General features: G+C 40.9%; 14 protein-coding genes. 1 reads left to right on the forward strand and 13 read right to left on the reverse strand.

Features of this window, described 5'->3' with window-relative positions:
- Positions 1 to 126 precede the first annotated feature (126 nt).
- The gene (locus WG954_RS11445) at positions 127 to 1,302 is read left to right on the forward strand and encodes an O-succinylhomoserine sulfhydrylase (protein ID WP_340436565.1); all 1,176 of its coding nucleotides are present in this window, start codon (positions 127 to 129) and stop codon (positions 1,300 to 1,302) included.
- Between the two features lie 133 nt (positions 1,303 to 1,435).
- Here the strand turns inward: WG954_RS11445 and WG954_RS11450 are convergent, their stop codons facing one another.
- From WG954_RS11450 to WG954_RS11510, 13 genes are all read right to left on the reverse strand, one after another.
- A complete protein-coding gene (locus tag WG954_RS11450; protein ID WP_340436567.1) occupies positions 1,436 to 1,924 on the reverse strand; it encodes a hypothetical protein in 489 nt (162 codons plus the stop codon).
- 189 nt (positions 1,925 to 2,113) lie between these two features.
- Positions 2,114 to 2,875: an SDR family NAD(P)-dependent oxidoreductase gene (locus WG954_RS11455; protein WP_340436569.1), complete on the reverse strand. Its 762-nt coding sequence runs from the start codon at positions 2,873 to 2,875 to the stop codon at positions 2,114 to 2,116.
- A 52-nt stretch (positions 2,876 to 2,927) separates the two neighbouring features.
- Entirely contained in the window at positions 2,928 to 4,304 is a 1,377-nt protein-coding gene (locus WG954_RS11460) for a Gfo/Idh/MocA family protein (protein WP_340436570.1), read from the reverse strand.
- Positions 4,305 to 4,390: 86 nt separating this feature from the next.
- Positions 4,391 to 5,698 carry a glycerate kinase type-2 family protein gene (locus tag WG954_RS11465; RefSeq protein ID WP_340436572.1) on the reverse strand — a complete coding sequence of 436 codons (1,308 nt, stop codon included), beginning with the start codon at positions 5,696 to 5,698 and terminating at the stop codon, positions 4,391 to 4,393.
- Positions 5,699 to 5,826: 128 nt separating this feature from the next.
- Positions 5,827 to 7,158 (reverse strand): Gfo/Idh/MocA family protein, encoded by a 1,332-nt coding sequence (locus WG954_RS11470; protein WP_340436574.1) that lies wholly within the window; start codon positions 7,156 to 7,158, stop codon positions 5,827 to 5,829.
- Positions 7,159 to 7,608: 450 nt separating this feature from the next.
- Positions 7,609 to 8,184 carry a hypothetical protein gene (locus tag WG954_RS11475; RefSeq protein ID WP_340436576.1) on the reverse strand — a complete coding sequence of 192 codons (576 nt, stop codon included), beginning with the start codon at positions 8,182 to 8,184 and terminating at the stop codon, positions 7,609 to 7,611.
- 188 nt (positions 8,185 to 8,372) lie between these two features.
- The gene (locus tag WG954_RS11480; RefSeq protein ID WP_340436578.1) at positions 8,373 to 11,021 is read right to left on the reverse strand and encodes a PKD domain-containing protein; all 2,649 of its coding nucleotides are present in this window, start codon (positions 11,019 to 11,021) and stop codon (positions 8,373 to 8,375) included.
- The gene (locus tag WG954_RS11485; protein ID WP_340436580.1) at positions 11,018 to 11,839 is read right to left on the reverse strand and encodes an alpha/beta fold hydrolase; all 822 of its coding nucleotides are present in this window, start codon (positions 11,837 to 11,839) and stop codon (positions 11,018 to 11,020) included. The genes WG954_RS11480 and WG954_RS11485 overlap by 4 nt, the downstream gene beginning before the upstream one ends.
- 78 nt (positions 11,840 to 11,917) lie before the next feature.
- Entirely contained in the window at positions 11,918 to 13,540 is a 1,623-nt protein-coding gene (gene lnt, locus WG954_RS11490; protein ID WP_340436582.1) for an apolipoprotein N-acyltransferase, read from the reverse strand.
- 97 nt (positions 13,541 to 13,637) lie between these two features.
- Positions 13,638 to 15,134 carry an IMP dehydrogenase gene (guaB, locus tag WG954_RS11495; RefSeq protein WP_340436585.1) on the reverse strand — a complete coding sequence of 499 codons (1,497 nt, stop codon included), beginning with the start codon at positions 15,132 to 15,134 and terminating at the stop codon, positions 13,638 to 13,640.
- Between the two features lie 47 nt (positions 15,135 to 15,181).
- A complete protein-coding gene (gene dprA, locus WG954_RS11500; RefSeq protein WP_340436586.1) occupies positions 15,182 to 16,282 on the reverse strand; it encodes a DNA-processing protein DprA in 1,101 nt (366 codons plus the stop codon).
- A gap of 24 nt (positions 16,283 to 16,306) precedes the next feature.
- Positions 16,307 to 18,229: an OmpA family protein gene (locus tag WG954_RS11505; RefSeq protein ID WP_340436587.1), complete on the reverse strand. Its 1,923-nt coding sequence runs from the start codon at positions 18,227 to 18,229 to the stop codon at positions 16,307 to 16,309.
- Between the two features lie 86 nt (positions 18,230 to 18,315).
- Complete coding sequence (locus tag WG954_RS11510) at positions 18,316 to 18,981, reverse strand: 7-carboxy-7-deazaguanine synthase QueE (protein WP_340436588.1); 666 nt, start codon at positions 18,979 to 18,981, stop codon at positions 18,316 to 18,318.
- Between the last annotated feature and the right edge of the window lie 15 nt (positions 18,982 to 18,996).

Consider the following 18,996-nt stretch of genomic DNA (forward strand, 5'->3'; position numbering starts at 1 on the left):
TCTTTCTTTATGCTTCCGTTCGTTCGTAAGAAAATGGTAAAACCATTGCGCAGAATACCATCTTTCTGATGTCTTAAAAGTCTTTCTGCCCTAACTTCGCAGCTCATTCAGAAGAACAATAAAGATATGAGTAAGTATCATCCACAAACGGACGCCATCCGGTTACAAATGAGCCGTACCAACGAAAAAGAACATAGTACTCCTTTGTTTTTAACCAGCAGTTTTGTGTACGATAGCGCAGAAGATATGGCGGCGGCTTTTTCTGATGATAGTCTTGATGTAAATATCTATTCCCGTTTTTCAAACCCAACGGTTGATGAGTTCATTGATAAAATAGCAGTGCTTGAAGGTGCTGAAGCTGGTATTGCAACAGGTACAGGTATGGCTGCTGTGTTTTCAACCTTCATGACATTTTTAAGTAAAGGTGATCATATCATTTCTGCATCTGCAGTATTTGGTTCAACACATACAATCCTTACAAAGTATTTACCTAAGTGGGGTTTTGAATCGAGTTATTTTGATATGAACGCACCGGAAACAATTGAAGCATTGATTAAACCCAAGACCAAGTTGCTGTATGTTGAAACTCCATCAAACCCCGGGCTTGATATTATCGATCTTGAATATGTTGCAAACATTTGTAAGAAGCATAATATCCTGTTTGTAGTTGATAACTGTTTTGCAACACCTGCAGTTCAGCAACCTATTAAATTCGGTGCTGATCTTGTATTGCATTCAGCAACAAAATTTATTGACGGGCAAGGAAGAGTATTGGGTGGAGTAGTGGCAGGAAGAAAAGAACTGGTGCATGAAATGTATTTATTTGTACGTAACACCGGTCCGTCACTCAGTCCGTTTAATGCATGGGTATTGACGAAGAGTTTAGAAACATTATTCATCCGTATGGATAAACATGCAGATAATGCATTGAAACTTGCACAACGCCTGGAAGGAAATGCAAAACTCAACTCGGTAAAATATCCCTTTCTCTCATCGCATCCGCAATACGAAATTGCCAAAAAGCAAATGAGTAATGGCGGTGGTATTGTTACGTTTGAATTGAAAGGTGGAATTGAAAGTGGTCGTAAGTTTTTAAATGCACTGGAAATGTTATCGATGACAAACAATCTTGGCGACAGCAGAAGTATTGCATCGCATCCTGCATCAACCACGCATTCTAAGTTGTCAGTAGATGAAAAGAAAGCTGTTGGTATTACAGACGGGCTGGTGCGTATTTCTGTTGGCCTGGAACATATTGATGATATTATTGCAGACATTGAACAAGCATTGGAAAAGTGCTGATGCAAGAATATAGTAATAAAAAGAGCCACGTTTTGCGTGGCTCTTTTTATTTGCGAATACAACATGCTTAAAATAAAAAGCCCCGCCACCTAAAGGACGGGACCGTTATTACCTGATAAAACCAAAACACTCTTTAGCGGGTTGGCATAGTTTCGTTCGTGCCTTTTACTTTTTTCAGAAGTAAAATATAACCGCAACATTCTTTATTCTTTTTATTAACCTGTACTGGTTTGATCATGTGCCACTCACTGATCTTCGGCATATAACCATAGCTGATGATATTGCCATCCAGTTCAGGTTTTAATTTTTTATAGAACACTTGCTTCTCATCATAGTCATACATACGCACTTCCTGGATCTTGCTGCTGGGGTCGCCAATAAAAACAATATGGTACCAGGAGCCTTGTGTCATGGGAACAATAACCGGCATTTCAAATTCACTTTCCATGGTCATGCTGGCTTCTTTCAAAACCATAAACCCACTCTGTTCAAATGATTTCTTTAAACTATCTACTTGTAAACTGATTGATTGATTGGTGCAACTCCGTTGGCGGATAACATCCTGTGCGGAAGCAAATGTGCACAGTAACGCAAATGTGCAGATGAAAAATAAGTTTTTCATACTAGTACGGATTATTAGGGTTTTAATGCTGTTTTTCAGCAGGATTTGGTACGATTTACAGTACAAGATACTGTATATATTATGATATTGGAGTCTTTTCAATGCTATGTTTTACTACTACGTAGTTTCCCTTATGATGGTTTATGATTTTTACCTGCTGAATATACCAATAATTGTGCCTCAATATTCCTAAGATCCCTTATAGGTATAAAAAGAATTTGCCTGGGCGGTACAGGTAAGAACAAGGTCGTTGATGCACACGTGCGCAGGCAGGTTGGCCGCATAAAAAATGACATCGGCCACATCTTTCGCAGACAATGGCTTGTAGCCTTCATATACAGAAGCCGCCTTCTGCTCATCGCCTTTGAAACGGATCATAGAAAACTCTGTTTCAGCCGCTCCGGGGTGAATAGCAGTAACTTTTATCTTATGTTTTAATAAATCTATGCGCATTCCTTTGCTAACACTGTCAACCGCCGCTTTGCTGGCACAATACACATTGCCGTTTTCATACGCTTCCTTGCCGGCAGTCGAGCCAAGGTTTATTACATGACCTCCATTTCGTTTGATCATATACGGCAATACAGCACGGCTCACATATAACAATCCTTTAAGGTTTGTATCGATCATGATCTCCCAATCGTCCATATCAGCTACATCAAAATGATCTCGACCCAAAGCAAGACCTGCATTGTTCACCAATACATCAATACTCTGCCATTCTTCCGGCAAACTGTTGATGGCCACAAACACTTCATCTTTCTGCTGCACATCAAAAGGCAACAAAAAAATGTTAACGCCATACTGTTCTTCTAACTGTGTTTTGATTTCCTGCAAGCGATCGAGCCTGCGACCATTTAAAATAATATTCCAGTTGTTGGAAGCAAATACTTCTGCACAGGCTTTTCCAAAACCTGATGTGGCACCGGTAATAAAAACAAGTTTACTCATGCCGTGAATGTACAGAGAAACTGAATTGAGCGAACGGGATGTGATTGATTTTTTAAAGCTTAATATCTTCGATCGTCCGGTTCTGGCGGCTGCGTTCGGCACCAAAAGCCATGAGATGACTTTCAACCGAAACTTCAATGGAAGAACTGAGTAAATCTTTGTTTTGTTGATACACGGCCTGCACCCAATCTTTCACCAGTCGATGATCTCCGCCACCATGTGCATCTGTTTTTAAACTCCAGGAAGTTTGCTTGCGGGTTTTAAAATCTGTGAGTACAAAACTTTCCATATCGCCGATAATATCACCCTTCGATCCCATGATACGGGTCTTTCTTCCTTCGTAGGATACATGGGCTTCCATAGAAAAAGCAGCAGTGGTTCCGTTTTCGAACAGCATGTTTACGGTAAGATGATCGGGCTGATCATTATCCATCCTGTAAACACAACGACCGTAGTCACTTGTTTTTAATTGTTCTAAAATGAAAGGCCCTTGATCTTCTTCATCTTCGGGCAGATCAAACACATATGTGCGTTTACGGTCACGGTAATAGATCTGCAGGGCAGAATAGGCACAACTATCTTCCACTTTGCAACCATCGGTGCAACGTTCAGTGCTTCCTTCAGGTGCATTGGCATTTTTGAACCAGCGTAGATTACCAAAACAATGCACATCATGCACCGGACTGTTCACCAACCAACGGATGATATCAGTATCGTGTGATGATTTTGCTAAGATGATAGGAGCAGCCATTTTGCTGTTGCGCCATTTGCCACGTACATATGAATGACTCATGTGAACATGCTCAATAGGTTCCATATGTTGGATACTGATGATCTCACCAATAAGCCCTGCGTCGATCACTTCTTTTAATTCACGGAAATAAGGTGAGTAACGCAACACATGGCAAACGCCCACAATGCGGCCGGTCTCTTTTGCTCTTTTTAGTATAAGCCTGCATTCTTCTTCAGTAGGTGCAATTGGTTTTTCGAGCAACACATCATAACCGGCATTCAATGCAGCAAGACAAGGAGCTGTGTGCAATTGATCAGGTGTTGCTATAATGACAGCATCTGCAATCTTCTCTCTAATAAAAACTTCTTTCCAGTCTTTATAACAATGGTCGGCTGATATTTTATGTTTGCGTGCTGTACGTTTTCTTCGTTCAGGATTATTATCTGCAACAGCTACAATTTGTAATTCATCGGGGTTTTGTGAAGCATAGTCTGCATAGATGGTACCACGGTGTCCTGCACCAATAAGAATTGCCGTTACCGGCTTTTCAATTTTACAATGATTGGGATTATAAAATACATCATCGTGCAGACCAAGCAAATTTGCTACCTCTTTCCAGCCAAGTGTGGCAATATTGGTAAGCGATTCAACGTGACGTAAAAACTTTCGTGAAGCAATAAACTGGCGTAACGACATAGATAAACAATTCTTCTTTTAAAAATAAATTCCTTTCTCACAACAACAGTTCATCGGTTACGATACCTTAAAGTTAAAACAAGAATTTATTTATCAAGCAATACAATGACAATATCCATCACATTTGTCAGCGTAGCCCCGGTTTTTAGTAAACCATTCACGTTTTCAAAGAAATGATAGGCGTCATTTTGATTGATAGCATCATTAATGGATAGTTGTTGTTCATCTGCTGCTTTCAGTAACTCATGATCTGCAAAGGCACCTGCTGCATCAGTGGGTCCATCTGTGCCATCGGTTCCGGCGGAGAGAAGAGTAATGTTTTGCGTATTGTTTCTTAAATGTTCTAATATACATAAGGCGAGATGTTGGTTGCGGCCGCCTTTTCCATTGCCTGTTACTGTAACAGTTGTTTCTCCACCAAAAAGTAAACAGACAGGATTGTTTGTGCGATGCTCCGTTGCTTTTTGAATAATGTATGATGCAGCCTCGGCTGTTTCGCCGGTTAATAATTCTTCCTGCACAATAACGTTGTAACCCAATTCCTGTGCTTTTTGTTTGGCGGCAACAATGGCTGTTTTGTTACTACCGATGATTGTATTGCTTACTTGGTTTAATAACTGATCACCGGGTTTGATGCTGTCTGCAAATTGTCTCTTCATTCCTTTTTGCAGGTAGTGTAAAACAGATGCCGGTAATTGCTGTTGCAGCTGATACTTGTTGATCACATTCATCGCATCAGCAAAGGTTGTTGCATCGGCAGTTGTTGGCCCGCTGGCGATATCCTGTAATTGATCACCAGGTACATCTGAGATGATTAGTGTGAACCAATTTGCTTCAGGAGCATAACGTAATAACTGTCCGCCTTTTATTTGTGAGAGATGACGACGTACACAATTCATTTCATCAATGGATGCACCGCTGCGGAGCAGGAGTTGAAATGTTTGCTGCAGTTCTGGCAAACTAAGATCAGCAGGCGTATCAACCCAAAGGGAAGAAGCACCACCACTGAGCAGACAAATGATCACATCATTTGCTTTTGTTTGCTTGAGTAAGTTGATCGTTTGTTCAACTGCCTTCACACTGTTTTCATCAGGCACCGGATGTGCAGCTTCAAAACAGTTTATTTTTTCGAGACGCAACGCATGCTCGTATTTGGTTGTAACAATTCCTGCTTTGATGTGATCGCCAAGAATTGATTCAACAGTTTGTGCCATAGCTGCAGCCGCTTTTCCTGCGCCGATCACATACAAGTTGGTGTTTGCCAAAGGAATTGTTTGGGTGCCGATCTGTAATACATGACCATTCAGTTGCAGGTATTGCGGCAACAACGCAGCAGGTTGAACTGCTGCCACTGCCGCACGAAAAATTGCTTCTGCATGAATTCTGTTTTGCATGATTAATATTGATAGAATAAACTTACGTAATGATATCGGATGCCGACAATTGAAACCCCGATGCTCCCTTTATTTGTCGGAGGCATCGGGGCAAATAGTAATAATTATCAGCCGTAGATATATGCTGCTTATAGTTTTATTCCCCACTCATTTAACATGGGTCTGCCAAGAAGCGCATTTGCCTCTGCATCGTTTTTGAATTTTTCTTTTTTCGGATTCCATTTTAAAGGGCGTTTCAGTTGGTAGGCAATGTTAGCAATATTACATACCGAGGCTGTACGATGCCCGATTTCAACATCAGATATTGGTTTCACACGTGTGCGCATCGCATTCAGGAAATCTTTGTAATGATTTTCGCTTTTGTACACATGCTTTTGAGCATCACCAATGACCTGACTTTTTAATGATGCAGGTGTGGTTTCAAGTTTACCACGTCCAATTCGAAGTTCGCCTTCAGTGCCGGTAAATAACAAAGCATTATTCCATTCCCACTTTTCATGGGTCATGATAACACCGTTTTTATACTTAAACGTCAGAACCGGATGGTTAGCGTCGGGAGCAAAAATTTCCACCGGGCCGCTCTTATCCATATCCAAAGCCCATTGAGCAATATCAAACATATGTGCACCAAAGTCGGTTACCATGCCGCCACCAAATTCTTTGTACAGTCTCCAGTTGGGATAAACATCTTTTGTTATGGGTGGAGCCAGTTCAGCATTAAAGGGTTTGTATTCATTCGGGCCAAGCCATTTCTGCCAGTCTAAACCTGCGGGTACAACCTCTTCCGGTAAATTATACGGAACTGGTGGTGTGCCGATATTTACTTTAATACTTTTTACTTCACCGATATAACCATTGCGGATCAATTCAACAGCCTGCCTGAATTCGGGCCATGAGCGTTGCATATTGCCTGTTTGAAAAATACGATTGTGTTTGCGTGTAGCATCCACCATTGCCCTTCCTTCTTTTACAGTAAGCGACAATGGCTTTTCACAATAAATATCTTTACCTGCTTCAGCTGCCTTTACCGCCATGGCAGCATGCCAATGATCGGGTGTGGCAATTACAACCGCATCAATATCTTTTCTTGAAAGCAATTCCCTGTAATCAGTATAAACTCCAATATCGTTTTGGTTACCCGTTTGCTTGTACTTTTCCTGGTTCGCTTTTACTGTTTTCAGCATCAGTTCGGTCTTGTCTTTATACACCTCACTCAATGCCAGTATCCTGATCTCGTTTGTCGATAGGAAATAATTACTGAGGATACGACCTTGTTTACCACAACCAATAAAGCCAAGAGAGATCATATCACTTGGAGCGATGTATTTCGAGCCATCGGGACGGTTGCCACCTAAAACATAACGGGGTACAATTATGAACCCTGCAAGAGCAGTAGCCGAGTGTTTGATGAAATCTCTGCGGCTGTTGTTTGACGGGGTTTCGTTTTTCTTATCGGTCATTGGTTGAAGATTTTTAATGGTAAGACAATCGGTTGCTAAAAACGCAACTGAAAATACGAAGATTAGGTTAACCGGAATTACATGAATTTTTACAAGAACCTGTTTTTTAACGCTACCGGGAATGTCGAATGATTCTACCTCAATGGTTCACTTGCTGCCGTTAAGGAGATGATGTTTGAAACGCTGCTTTTCTGAAGCAGTGTGAGTGTGTAGAGATTCTCATCCCATATTAACCGCTACAAGTTCAGCACTAATAATAACGGCATTAGAAATGACGGACCCCGATTAAGTAAAAGCCGCCTTTACTCTAACTTTTACCCCGTCATGTCGACGACAGGAGACATCTCTAAAGTTTTAGTGGGCAGAATGTTGTCAATCATATTTATTTATTGGGGAGAATAAGAAAGAGACCTGGCACAAAATAGAGGTATGTTGTTGAAGATTGATCGACTAGAGCGAAAACTGCTTCCATTCTTTGTTTTGTTCATTGTCAATAATTTCGAACATTTCAAATTTACCTTTGCTGATTTTTCTTACTCGCTTTTCTTTGTCTGGTTTCATAAAGTTTATATCAAATGTGCATATGCCAATTTTTTTCCATTGCTTGTTTGTTAACGTGTATGCAATGAGAGACTTAAATCGGCTTACGCAACTTGAATAAAAAATGCAGATTTCTGAAACCCCATCTTCGTCTATGTCGCCTATAGAAAATAAATTTTCAGGATTGCAACAATAAGAGTCCGTAAACAATCGGGGTAATGTTGTATCAAAAAAGGAGTAGGAATAACCTTCGTCGCAAAAGTTAAACGGAGGAACTACAAAAACAGTGTCAGAAATTTTGTCACCGTTAATGTCGCCGATGTTTTTAATTCCTTCAAATCCTGAACGCAATGTTGTGTCTTCGTAGGAAATTATTACGCAGGTATCGGGTTGATAGTTCTCAATATATTTCTTTAAAAGAAACGTCTTGCCATCTAATAAACTGTCGCCAATGAAATGCAAATTTTCATTGAGTTTTTGCTGCAAACTGTCTTTGTTGATTTTTCGGGTGTAGAAAGATTTAGCTGATTCTGACCCGTTGCTTGTTTGATTTTTGCAGGAGCTAAATGAAATTATCAACAGAAAGGAAATACCTATAAGGTTATAATGTATCACAGAATTACAGCAGCTTAAGTAAAATTATCAATGATATTAGTTGTTACTACAAACCTCTCTTACCGTATCAACACCACCGTCCCTTTCTTACTAATTCTTCTTCCCAAATAATCAGTACCACTCACCATCCACACATAAGCACCGGGATCTTGTTGAATACTTTTGAATGTACCATCCCAACCTTCATTGGTTTTTGTAGTGGCAAAAATTTCCTGTCCCCACCTGTTAAACACACGGAAGTAATGGAACTGTGCAATACCAACAGGATAAGGCGTCAATACATCATTCAGGTTATTGCCATCGGGAGTAAAACCGGTAGGCACTAAAATGTCAGGTGAAATTTTAAAGATGCGGATATTAATGGTATCAAATGCAAAACAACCTTCCGGCGTTTCCGTACGCATGATGTAACTGAAGTTTTCTCTTGATGCATCAAAAATGGCAAGAGGATCAGATATGAACGGATCATTTAAAAAGTCAGGAGGTATCCATTGATAAATAGTGCCGCCACTTCCATTCAATTGTAATGGCTGACCAACAACAACTGCTGTATCATTTCCTGCAAAGGCAGGAACAGGTGGAACAACTCTTACCTGCACGGTATCAAACACCGGTTTGGGACAACCTAAACTTGATGTACCTCTTAAAATATAATTGGTTGTTGTTAATGGAAAAGCAGTGGTAACTGCATTGGTGGGCGAACCTAATGTTGAAGCAGGCGACCATAGCCAATTCTCTGCATCACCAACGGCGGTGAGTGTTAATGTATCATCATAGCAAATCGCATCATCTGGTCCTGCATTTACCAAGGGATAAGGAACTGTGTTAACGGTTACAGTTCTTGTTTGGTTACACTTCCCAATAGTTGATACAACGGTGAACACCGTTGAAGGCGCAGTTGGTATCGCAACTGCATCACGAACATTCGGGTCAATAAATAAATTCGGCGGACTCCATGCATACTGCAAACCATCGGTGCTCGGTTTCAATACAACTGTATCGCCACGACAAATAGTTGTATCGTTTGGTGCACGCAATGTTACAAAATCAACCACATTCACTAATACCGAATCAGTATTAAAACAACCCGGTGCCAATGTAAGTGTTACATAATATTTTGTCGGCACATCCGGACTCACCAATGGGTTGGCAATTGATTGATTGTTGATATTATAAGCCGGCGACCATTGGAATGTTCCCTGTCCGAATGCATTTAATTGCAACGTATCAATCGAACAAATGAGTGTGTCATTCGTGAGTTGCAGTGTTGGTTTATCCGTTATGTTGATCGGTTTGGTTATCGTATCCAAACAGCCTTTGGTACTGCCTGCAATGAGTTGCACATTATACGTTCCGTTTAATGGATACGTGTATTGCGGATTTCGTAGCCTCGATGTATCTGCTAAGGTTGCAGGATTACCGAAATTCCATTTCCATGAATTGGGGACACCATACACAGAAGTAGTGTTATCTGTAAATTGTATTGGAACGTCTTTGCAGCCATCATAACTATTAAAATCAGGGAAAAAACCGGGGAACACATAAATATCAGAATAGGAAGTATCGGTACAAACATTGCCACGATTAACAATGAGCATTACTTTGTACACACCGGTATCAGCATACGTGAATGAGGGAACGCTTTGATTTGATGTATCGTTTGTTGCTGATCCAACACCAAAATCCCAAAACCAGGTTTTTATTTCGGTGCTGGGCGTAAGGTTTTGGAATGTTTGCGTAAACCCATCGCAAGTACGGTTCTCTAATGGTAATTCTGCATCAGCAAAATCACAATCAGAAATACGGATGGTGAAATCTTTACGATGAACAGAAATAGGCACACCTCTTCGCCACTCGGTAACACATACATTCACTACAAAAAAAGATGCACCGCTTGGGTTTACTACACCTGTTGGCGCAACACCGGATATAACGCCTGTTACAGGATGAATAGTAACACCTGAACCGAGGGGTGATGCACCGCTGTAACCACCGGTGTAACCAACCGAATTATAAGGAGGAGGTAGAGGTTTACGATTGGTTGAATTTGGGAGTCCATCGGTATCGTATGCTTCACAAAAACTGTAGCTTAATGAATCGCCAAGATCGGGATCAGTTGCACTGAAGGGTAATACAAAACGTTTATTACGGCATACCAAAGCAGTATCTTTTGTATCAAAAACAGGGCTTGAATTTTTTTCAGCACCTAAAAGAGCTGTGCCCGGAATATTGGCAACATAAGTTGAACCGGTGCTTGCGCCACTCACGTTTGATAATCCATTAATCCGGCAACAGGTTTCAAATGCAACAGTATAACCTTGCGCAGTGTTGGGTAATTCTATAGTGGTGGAAAACAATCCTACTTCATAACAAACCGGAGGTGCATTAATGATGCATGAAAAAGGACTTTGCAAACTGAGCGTTCTGAAATCGGTTCGACTTACAGATACACTATCGATATATGCGGTATTACTTCCCCTGTTAAAAACCCCCAACGTAACAACAGATGGAAGAGGCGCAATTTGAGCGCCGCCGGTATTATTCAACGGATTACAATCACGAAATAATCGAAGCGTAATGCGAAAAATGCTGCCGCCATTTGGTCCCGGTCCAACATAGGCATAATACATCTCTCCACCAGAGATATGACCTGCTTGGGTTTCTTGTAATAACAGTAAAGTGAATACGATCAGTATAATTCGTTTCATGTGGTTACAGTAGTTAAGTCTTGTACCGTTGTACAAAATTCTCCAATGGTAAGGTTCAGTTCTGTTGTTGCTTCAAGCATGCCCATATGTGCAATACCCAGTATAAGTTTGGCCATGCATACAGTTGGTAAAGCTGTTTGCGCCAATGCATCTGCAGGGTTTACGGCTTTATCTTCTTCGCCAATAAAGAACAAAACAGGTACGGTTGTTTTTTGCAGGATATGTGAACGGTTGGGTCGGTTGATCATGGCCGTATAATATGCTATTAACGCTTCGGCAGTAAATTGATTGCCTTGCTCAATCAGTTCATCTACCTGCTCCTTGTGCTCGCTGTTGAAGCTTTGTGAAAAAAGATTGGGAATGGTGGTCTTCATAAATTCAGCTGCACCATGTTCTTTGATAAACGTAATTGATTTTTGTCGTGCTGCTTTTTTCTCGTCACTATCTGCATAAGCAGTTGAATGAATCAAGCCAAATGCTGTTAAACGTTCCGGATATAATTCAGCAAAAGCTAATGTAACATAACCACCCATTGAATGACCAACCATAATGCACTGATCGATCTTTTCTTCATCAAGCATTTGTTTGGTGGTTTCGGCCATTGATTCCATCGATAATTCCCTATTACCAATTGGAGATTGACCAGTGCCGGGTAGATCGGGGACGAGCAAACGAAAATCATTTTCGAGATAGCTGATCTGATGTTTCCAGATACGGCTGTCCTCGCCAAACCCATGAATCAATATGATCGGTTGATTGCCTTTTCCTGTAATGAAATAAGATAGCGAATGATTGTCCTCCAGCTTCTTTTGTAGCATGCGGGTAAATTACAAAAAATAACAGGGCGGCAAAACCGTTGTGGAGCAATTGGCCGAATTTTACCAGATGTTTTACAACTATTTCCGCTGTTTAGCAGCAATAGTTTGGTAGATAGCAAACAGGATGAGGATGCCAGTCAATATCAATGCAAGTTTACTGAGCAGATCGCCATAACATACGAAGAATGTTTGTTGGTCATTAACAGGTATATGCATCTTGGTGGAAGCAGCTACCCACCAGGGTTGCGGTTGAAATACTTCGCCCATCGGATCAATAAAACAACTGATGCCGGTGTTGGCACTACGCAACACCCATTTTCTTGTTTCGATTGCACGCAGTTTTCCATACAACATGTGATGTTTGTAGCCGGGTGTGTTGCCCCACCATCCATCGTTGGTGATCACAGCAATAATATTGGCGCCACCCCGAACATACTTGCTCATGTACTCGCCATAAATACTTTCATAACAGATTGCAGGTGCAATTACATACCCATTTGTTGTGTTGATGGGTGTACGTTCATCCTGTTTAGCATAACCACCTGCAGTTCCCCCGAATTTTTCAAACACAGGTGCAAGAAATTTTAAGAAGCCGGGTAATGTTTCTACGCCGGGCACCAACATTGATTTATGATAGAATTGTTTTGGGCCGGTACTGTCGAACAATACACTGCCATTATACACTTCGTAAAAATTGGAAGTGCCGTCAATTGGTCGTGCATCATTTGAAATACGTTCGCTGAATACACGATAACTTTCAATGCCTGTAAATAAATTAAGCTTTGGATGACGTTTTAAAAATGCAAACAATGGATTCAAAAAGAAATTCTGTTGCAGAGATGTTTCATCAAAACCATTTGGTGCATACAACGCTGTCTCGGGCCAAACTAATAAAGTTGTGTTGCTATCGATCTGTTGTTCACTTAATCGGATGAGTTGTTGTAACTGTACATCAAAAATTTCAGTTGTTAATTTCTTGTAAGGATCGATGTTGGGTTGAACGATGACGATGTTGGAAGATGTCGGATTTTTGATGTCTGATTTTGGATATGATGTGCTTCGATTATTATTGATGAGTAGTGATACAATGATCGGTAGTGCAAGCAGTGCTGAAATAAGCAGGAGTGATGACATTCGTACATCGTACATCGTACCTCGTATATTATCTTTCCCACTTCTAACACGAATTAGCTGGAACAGCAACACATTCACTAACAACACCCACAATGTTCCGCCACTTGTTCCTGTGTATTCATACCATTGAATCCAATTTGTTCGACCCGCAAATACATTGCCTAATGTGAGCCAGGGCCAGCTTAGTCCCCAATCTTGTAAGTGGATGTATTCAAAACTCATCCAGAAAATGATGAATGATGAATAACCGATGAGTGAACCAAAACGTTTGTTCATGAAGCGGAAACCCATCAATGGAATGCACATCAATAAACTGTTGACGATAATGGCCAGCCAAGCACCTAACATGTCTGCATTCCAGATCCACCAGGTGGTGCTGATGTTCCAGGTGAAGAGTGCTAGATACATCAACCCGAAAAACTTAATACCTGAATAGTTCTTTTGTTCAATGATGAATAATGGAATGAATGCAATGAACACTGCAACAGAGATATTGATCATGGGCCATGCTATAAAGAACAACAAGCCCGAGAGTAGCGAAAGCAGAATGGGTTGGAACTTTTTCAAGTAACTGATTTTTGTAAAAATAGGAATGCCGGACGAATACGTCCGGCATTTTGTAAGTTAAAAGATTTTGACTTCGCTATGGGGCAATGCCCTTTGGTTATCTTGAATAGTTCGGGCTTTCTTTTGTAATGATCACATCATGTGCATGGCTTTCTTTCATCCCTGCATTGCTGATCTTGATGAATTGTGCGCCTTGCAGATCTTTGATGGTTTGTGCACCGCAGTAACCCATCCCTGCACGAAGACCACCTGTGAACTGGTGAACGATCTCACTCACATTTCCTTTGAATGGTACACGGCCTTCAATTCCTTCAGGGACTAATTTCTTGATGCCATCTTCCACATCCTGGAAATAACGATCGCCACTTCCTTGCTGCATGGCACCAATGGATCCCATACCACGGTATTGTTTGAACTTTCTTCCTTCGTAAATAATTGTTTCACCCGGACTTTCTTCTGTTCCTGCAAACACACTTCCCATCATGACGGTTGATGCACCTGCGGCTAATGCTTTTACAAGATCACCTGTGTAACGGATACCACCATCTGCAATTACAGGAACACCTTTTGTTTTTAAAGCAAAGGCAGCTTCCATAATAGCTGTCAATTGAGGAACACCTGTACCGGCAACAATACGTGTTGTACAAATAGAACCTGGGCCAATACCAATTTTCACTGCATCTGCACCAGCATCAGCTAATGCTTTTGCTCCAGCGCCTGTTCCTGCATTACCTGCAATGACTTGTAGTTTCTTGAAATTCTTTTTCAGTTTCTTCAATGAATCAATAACACCTTTACTATGTCCATGTGCACTGTCGAGCGTTACTATATCAACACCTACATGTTGTAATGCGGCTGCACGATCAAGCATATCGCCTGTAATACCAAGGGCAGCACCAACCAATAAACGTCCGTATGAATCTTTTACTGCATTGGGGTGACTTTGCACCTGCAGCATATCACGGTAAGTAATAAGCCCTGCAAGCGTACCGTCTTTTTTTACAACCGGGAGCTTTTCAATTTTATGATGACTGAGAATGGTTTGTGCTTTTTTGAGATCAGTTCCTTCAGGTGCTGTAATGAGATTTGTTGAGGTCATTACTTCACTTACTTTCTTCTTAGTATTTGTTTCAAACCTGAGATCACGGTTGGTGAGGATGCCCACCAGTTTATTTTTCATGTCAACAATAGGAATGCCACCGATCTTGTTTTCTTTCATCAGTTGCAAGGCATCAGCCAAAGTAGCATCAACATGTAATGTAATTGGATCGATGATGAGGCCGCTTTCACTACGTTTTACTTTGCGCACCTGCGCCGCCTGTTCTTCAATACTCATATTCTTATGCAGGATGCCGATACCGCCTTCACGTGCCAGGGCAATGGCCAAACCTGCTTCGGTAACGGTATCCATTGCTGCAGAGAGCATGGGAATGTTAAGCCGAAGTGATTTTGTGAGATTTGTGCTGATATTGGTTTCTCTCGGGAGAACCTGTGAATAGGCCGGCATGAGTAAGACATCATCAAATGTGTAACCTTCGCCGAAAAATTTGTTGAGAACCGCTTTGCTGAGTGGGGAATTATTTCTTGTTGCCATGTGCAAAGATAAGGGAGCGGATATATTGCTTCCAAATCGGGGAGAGATCAGCTTAATTTATAGATTTTTCCGGGCAGGCTTTTTACCAGTCCGTTCATTTCCATCATTAGTAAAGCCGCTGAAACAGCGCTGCTGTTGATGTTGCTTTGCAGGTTGATTTCATCAATATGCATTTGTTCCTGTGTTTGTAATAGTTGGGCAATCATCTTTTCGTCTGCCGTTAAATCAACAAACAACTGTTTTTGAATTGTTTTTTTCTTTTGTTTTTCTTCCCAATTCATTTGCTCAACAATATCTTCTCCGTTTCTGATCAATACCGCTTTATTACTTTGAATTAAATAATTGCAGCCTTCACTTTTGCTATCGGTTGTTTTGCCGGGGATTGCAAATACGTCACGGTTGTAACTGTAAGCAAGATTTGCAGTGATCATGCTGCCGCCTTTTATTCCGGTTTCAATGACTATGGTTGCATCGCACATGCCTGCTACTATCCTGTTTCGTTCAGGAAAGTTGTGACGATCAGGTTTGGTATCTTTTCTGAATTCAGTCAGAATGCCACCGCCTTCAGCAATCATTTCTTTGGCTAGTGCCGTGTGTTGGGGCGGATAAATTGTATCTAAGCCATGTGCTAATACTGCAACGGTGGGTAGTTGTTGTTTCACACTGTATTTGTGTGCAATGGCATCGATGCCATAAGCAAGTCCGCTTACAACCAGTGGTTGATGTGGCGCAAGTGATGCAAGAATCTTTTCCGTCATCATCTTTCCATAATCAGAATTACTACGTGTGCCGATGATGGAAATAATTTTTGATGTATTGAGATTAGCTGTGCCTCGGTAAAATAAAAGAGTAGGAGGATCGTAACAATGAAGTAACCGTTTTGGATAATCATCAGCCGTTAAGAACAGTGGTTTGATCTTGTATTTTTCAATAAAGCTGATCTCTTCTTCCTGTTCTGAAAAGCCATCAAATTTCTTGATGCTGTTGGCACGCACTTCACCAATGCCTTCAATTTTTTCCAGCGTTGATTTCTTTGCTTTAAAGATAGCTTCTGCACTGCCGAATTCTTCGGCAAGTAATTTCGCTTGTACATTGCCGATATGCGGCACCCGGGTTAATGCAAGTTGGTAGATCAGGTCGGTGTTCATCTTATTTCTAAGATAACACAAAAATTATTTTGCGATGACCTTCAATTCTGTTCTCCTGTTTTTTGCACGGCCGGTTTCAGTGGTATTCTCTGCCAACGGTTTTGTTTCACCAAATCCCTTGCTTGTAAGCCTGTCGGCAGTAACGCCTTTATAAAGGAAATAATTGATCACCGCTTTTGCACGGTTGTTAGAGAGTGTTAAGTTGTCAGCTGGTTTGCCCACGTTATCGGTGTGGCCCTCGATCTCAATTTTCAAGGTTGGATTTTCTTTCAGCAACTGCACCACTTTATCCAGCTCGATCATTGATTCCGGTTTTACTTCTGCTTTATTCACATCAAAGAAAATATTTTTCAACACTATACTTGCATTTACTTCAATTGGTGTAAGCGGAATGTCGATGGTGTAAGTTGTATCGGTGCTCGATGCTTTCAGGAAAAAGTTTTCAGAGTAGAATAAATAACCTTTGCGGTTTACATTAAAAGCATAATCGTTACCAACAGGTAATGTAATCAGATAATTTCCGGTTTCATCCGTTTGCACTTTACTGATGGTTTGTGCAGTAGAAAAATTGATCAGCTCTACTGCTGATGGCAACCCTTGTTTTGTTTTTGCATCAAACACATTTCCTTTTACCCATAATGTTTTGAAGGGACGCACATGATCAGGCATTTCAAAACTGTAAATATCCAAACCACCTCTGCTGTCGGCACCATCACTTGCATAGTAAGCTGTTTTGCCATCGCTGGTAATCACCAATGATCCTTCTTCATCAATTGTATTGACAGGATAACCCAGATTGACCGGCTTGCCCCAACTGCCATCAGCTTGTTTGCGGCTCATAAACAGATCAGCTTCGCCATACCCTGGATGTCCTTTTGATTTAAAGTAAAGTGTTTGGTTATCGGGATGAATAAACGGACAACCCTCATCTGCACTTGTATTAATACCTGCACCAAGATTACGTGCCGATCCCCATTGACCATTTGGTTGCAATGTACTTACATAAATATCACTGCCACCTAAACCTGAAGGATCACTCGCCGTAAAATACAATGTGCGTTTATCTGGAGAGAGTGATGGTTGTGTTTCCCAATATTCAGTATTGATTGCACGACCAAGATTTATTTTTGGTCCCCAACCAGTTTTGTTAAGGTTCGACATGTAGAGATCAAAGTTTCCTTCGCCTTCATTGCCGTAGTTGGCCGCAAAGAATAACAACTTGCCATCAATGGAAATATTTTGTGCACCTTCGTTCGATTCAGTATTTAATTCGCCAGGCAATGCAGTGGCGTTACCCCAAATGCCATTCTTACGTTCACTCACATAAAAATCTTCGTTCAAATGCGAACCACCTGTTTTTACTCTGCGGGTGAAGATGATGGTGTTTGCATCAAGTGTTAATGATGGCAAATATTCTGATAGATTGGAATTGATGCTATCGCCCATGTTTTGCGGTTTGAACACATAACTGCCAACAGGGAATTGTTTTTTATAACCTACTGCAAACTCATAACAACCCTTACGATACAAAGCCGATTTAGCAACTCGTTCATTCAGATTTGGTTTCTGTAAAAAACGATCAATAGATGAAAGTGCTTCTTCAAATTCACCATTGCCTGCTAATGCAATCGAGTAAGGCAATAAAAAATTGCTGAAATAAACGGAATCAAGATTTTTTCCTATTCTGTATGTTTCAACAGATTGTTTGTATTTCTTCTGTTCAGAATAGACACCTGCTTTACTTAAATACGCATCTACAAACCTTGCATCAGTTTTAATGCATTCATCAAGAAGTTCGATTGCTTTTGGATAATTTCTGTACCTGGCTTCGTTTAAAGCTTCTGCATATTTGTATCCAAGTTTTACTTCTACTTTTTGTGGATTATACCATTGAGCGGTTGAAAAAAGACTGAGGAGTAAACATATGGCTGTAAGGCGAGTTTTCATGCACATTGAATTTGAGGTTCAATATACAAATGAATTAACAAAGCAGTGGCCAGATGGCTGATAAAATGCTGCTAAAGTATAAACGGTCAGGGTACGTTGATGTATTTATGCAGCTGAAGACTCAGTTCCCACTGCGGATTAGATTTGATATAGTCGATAATAAGCGGAGTCATTTGAGCGGCTTTATCCCATTCAGGTTGCAGGTAAAGCTTGCATGTTGGTGAAACCAGTGCTGCATATTCTTCGGCCCATGCAAAATCGCTTTTATTGAAGATCACCACTTTTAATTCATTTGCATGCGGCACTACTTCAGGTAACGGTGCTTTGAATTTTTTAGGCGATAAACAGATCCAATCCCATTCACCACTCAACGGAGATGAGCCCGATGTTTCAATATTAGTTTCAAATCCTGCTGTATGAATTGCTTTTGTGAGCTCAGTAAGATCATGCATCAATGGTTCTCCTCCTGTAACAACAACAATAGGTAAGGTTGGAATTTGGGTTTTGGAATTTGGGTTTTGGAATTTGGCTTCTTCATTCAGCTTATCTACAATTTCACTAACACCAAACTTCGGATGCTTGCTTGCATCCCAACTTTCTTTCACATCACACCAAACACAACCCACATCACATCCGCCAAGGCGAATGAAATAGGCAGCACGGCCCTGATGGTATCCCTCACCTTGTAAGGTGTAGAACGATTCCATTACAGGCAATACCTGTTGTGTTGTTTCAATTAATGTTTCACTCATGAAATGCAAAGATAA

This window comes from Lacibacter sp. H375 (assembly GCF_037892425.1).
Lineage (GTDB): Bacteria > Bacteroidota > Bacteroidia > Chitinophagales > Chitinophagaceae > Lacibacter.